2 protein-coding genes are annotated in these 2,865 nt (G+C 66.6%); both read left to right on the forward strand.

Annotated elements, in window-relative coordinates; translation table 11 throughout:
• Window positions 1-528 (forward strand): SURF1 family cytochrome oxidase biogenesis protein (locus Q0Z66_RS12390; protein WP_298041614.1); only part of this gene is annotated, 528 nt, incomplete at its 5' end.
• Between the two features lie 194 nt (window positions 529-722).
• Window positions 723-2,865 (forward strand): ExeM/NucH family extracellular endonuclease (locus tag Q0Z66_RS12395; RefSeq protein ID WP_298041617.1); only part of this gene is annotated, 2,143 nt, incomplete at its 3' end.

The raw sequence follows: 2,865 nt of genomic DNA on the forward strand, positions 1-2,865 counted from the left end.
GACTTCCTGGTGGTCTCGGCCCGTTACAACGAGGGCGAGGCGGGTTACTGGGTGACCGGCCAGCTGCGCGTCGCGGATGACACCTCGATCGCGGTCGCGCTGGGATGGACCCCGGATCGCGAGAAGGCGGATGACGTCGCCGCCGTTCTCGAGGAGAGCGCCGTGGGCGCGGAAGCCGACATCACCGGACGCATCATCTCGGACGAGGGGTCCGCGCTGCCGCCGTCGGATGACCCCTATGAGATGGACCGGATGTCGCCGGCCATGCTGCTCGGTCAGTGGCACGAGACGGACGGCCTGTCGATGTACCGCCCCTACCTCGCATCGATCGACGCGCCGGACGGACTCGTCGACATCGCGTCTCCGGCTCCGGAGGAGCTGGGCACGGTCAACTGGCTCAACATCTTCTACGCGTTGGAGTGGGTTGTATTCGCCGGCTTCTCCTTCTACATCTGGTATCGCCTCGCGAAGGACCGGTGGCAGATCGAGGTCGAGGAGTTCGAGGAACGCGCGGAAGCATCGGCCTGACCCGGCATGCACGCCTCCGGGCGAACGGCAGGTTTCTGTTCGGTTAAGGCCATTGAACTCGGCCGCCGCCCGCAATAGGCTCACTCGCAGGTGCTCCCGTCGCGCATCGCTGGTCGACTGACGGATGCCCCCTCCGCGCCTCACAAGGGTGAAGGAGGTCTCTCGTTCGTGTCGATGTCGAGGAGTGCTCCCTTATGTTGTCCGCTTTCGAAGGCGCTCCATCGCGCACCGGATCGTTGTTCTCCTCACGGCGCGGGCGCGGGGGCGTGCTCACGGTGACGTGCGCATTCACCCTGGGCTTCGGCTCCCTCGTCGCGGTCCCGGCCATGGCGGATGCCGAGGGAACAGGGGTCGTGATCAACGAGGCCTATCTCTCCGGGGGCAGCGCGGGCGCCGCGTTCCGGCACAAGTTCATCGAGCTGTACAACCCGACCGATGAGGCCGTCGTGCTCGACGGCCTGTCGTTGCAGTACCGCTCCGCCACGGGTACGGGGAACTTCAACGGCGTCGCGGCGCTGTCGGGATCGATTCCGGCGGGCGGCTACTACCTCGTGCAGGGCAACAGCAATGGGGCCAATGGTGCGGATCTGCCGGAGGCCGATCTGGTCAGCTCGCTGACGCCCAGTGGCACGACGGGAACCATCGCCCTCGTCGAAGGCACCGCGGCGGTGAATCTCGCACCCGGTTCGACGGTCGGCGTTGACGGCGTGATCGATCTCCTCGGCTACGGCACCTCGAACACCTTCGAGACCGCGGCGGCCACGGCGCCGTCGGGCAACACGGATGTGAAGTCGCTCACCCGTACGGATGGCGTCGATACGGATGACAACAGCGCGGACTTCTCCCTGACGGCATCCATCACCCCGCAGTCCTCGGGCGGCGCGCCGACCGATCCTGATCCTGATCCGGATCCCACGGCCGTCTCGATCGCCGACGTGCAGGGCGCCGGCGCCGTCTCGCCCTTCGTCGGGCAGAGCGTCACGGTCGAAGGCGTCGTGACGGGCGATTACCGCACGGGCGGCTACCAGGGCATCTCGATCCAGACGGCCGGCAGCGGTGGAGAGACGGATGCCACCCCCGGATCATCCGACGGCATCTTCGTCTTCCTGGGTGGCAAGAGCGTCGATCTCGAGATCGGCGACCTCGTCTCCGTCACGGGCGCTGTGTCGGAGTACTTCGATCAGACGCAGATCGCCCCGGCATCCGCCGCCGATGTGTCGATCGTGACGGCGGGCGTCGGAGTCCCGGCTGTCACCCCGTTGCCGGAGAACGTCGTCGGAGCGGATCGCGAAGCCTACGAGAACATGCTCGTGGCGCCGACCGGAACCTATCTGCTGGCCTCGAGCCACCAGCTCTACAACTTCGGAACGCTGTGGCTGAACCCGGGTGAGCTCAACGTCAAGGGCACCGAGACGACTCGTCCCGGGGCCGACGCCGACGCGATCGCCGCGGCGAACCGTGCCTCGCGCATCCTGCTCGATGACGGCTGGAACGCCCAGGTGACGAGCAACGCCCACCCCGGCGAGCAGCCCTACTTCACTTTCGACGAGCCGGTGCGAAACGGTGATGTCGTCGACTTCGCCGAGGCCGGATACGTGCTGCAGTACGGCTTCGAGGACTGGCGCCTTCAGCCGGTCGTCCCGATCGATGACAGCAGTGACGATGCCTACCGGGCATCGTTCACCACGGAGAACCCGCGCACGGACACGGCGCCCGATGTGGGCGGCGATGCGCAGATCGCGGCGTTCAACGTCTTCAACTACTTCACGACCCTGCAGAGCGAGAACGCGAACGCGCGCGGTGCGAAGACCGCCGAGCTGTTCGAGACGCAGCGATCGAAGATCGTCTCGGCCATCGACGCTCTGGATGCCGAGATCGTGGCCCTCATGGAGATCGAGAACTCGATCCACTTCGGCGATCCTGTCGATACGGCTGTTGCTGACCTCGTCGCGGGCCTCAACGACGCCGCCGGCGCCGAGGTGTGGGACTACGTCGCGACGCCGGAGGAGCTGCACCGCACCGCGACAACCGATGTCATCACGAACGCGATCATCTACCGCTCCGACGCCGTCGAGACGGTGGGCGAGAGTCTGACGGTGACCGACGAATCGGTGTGGGGCAACGCGCGCGAACCGATCTCGCAGGCGTTCGACATCGATGGCCGGATCGTGTCGGTGGTCGCGAACCATTTCAAGTCCAAGTCCGGCACGGGCACGGAGCCGGCTGACGGTCAGGGGCACTTCAACGCCGATCGCATCGCCCAGGCCGAATCGCTGCTCGCCTTCACCGAGACGATCGCCGAGGAGACCGGCAGCGATGCTGTGCTGCTGCTGGGCG

It is taken from the genome of uncultured Microbacterium sp., from assembly GCF_947632095.1.
Lineage (GTDB): Bacteria > Actinomycetota > Actinomycetes > Actinomycetales > Microbacteriaceae > Microbacterium.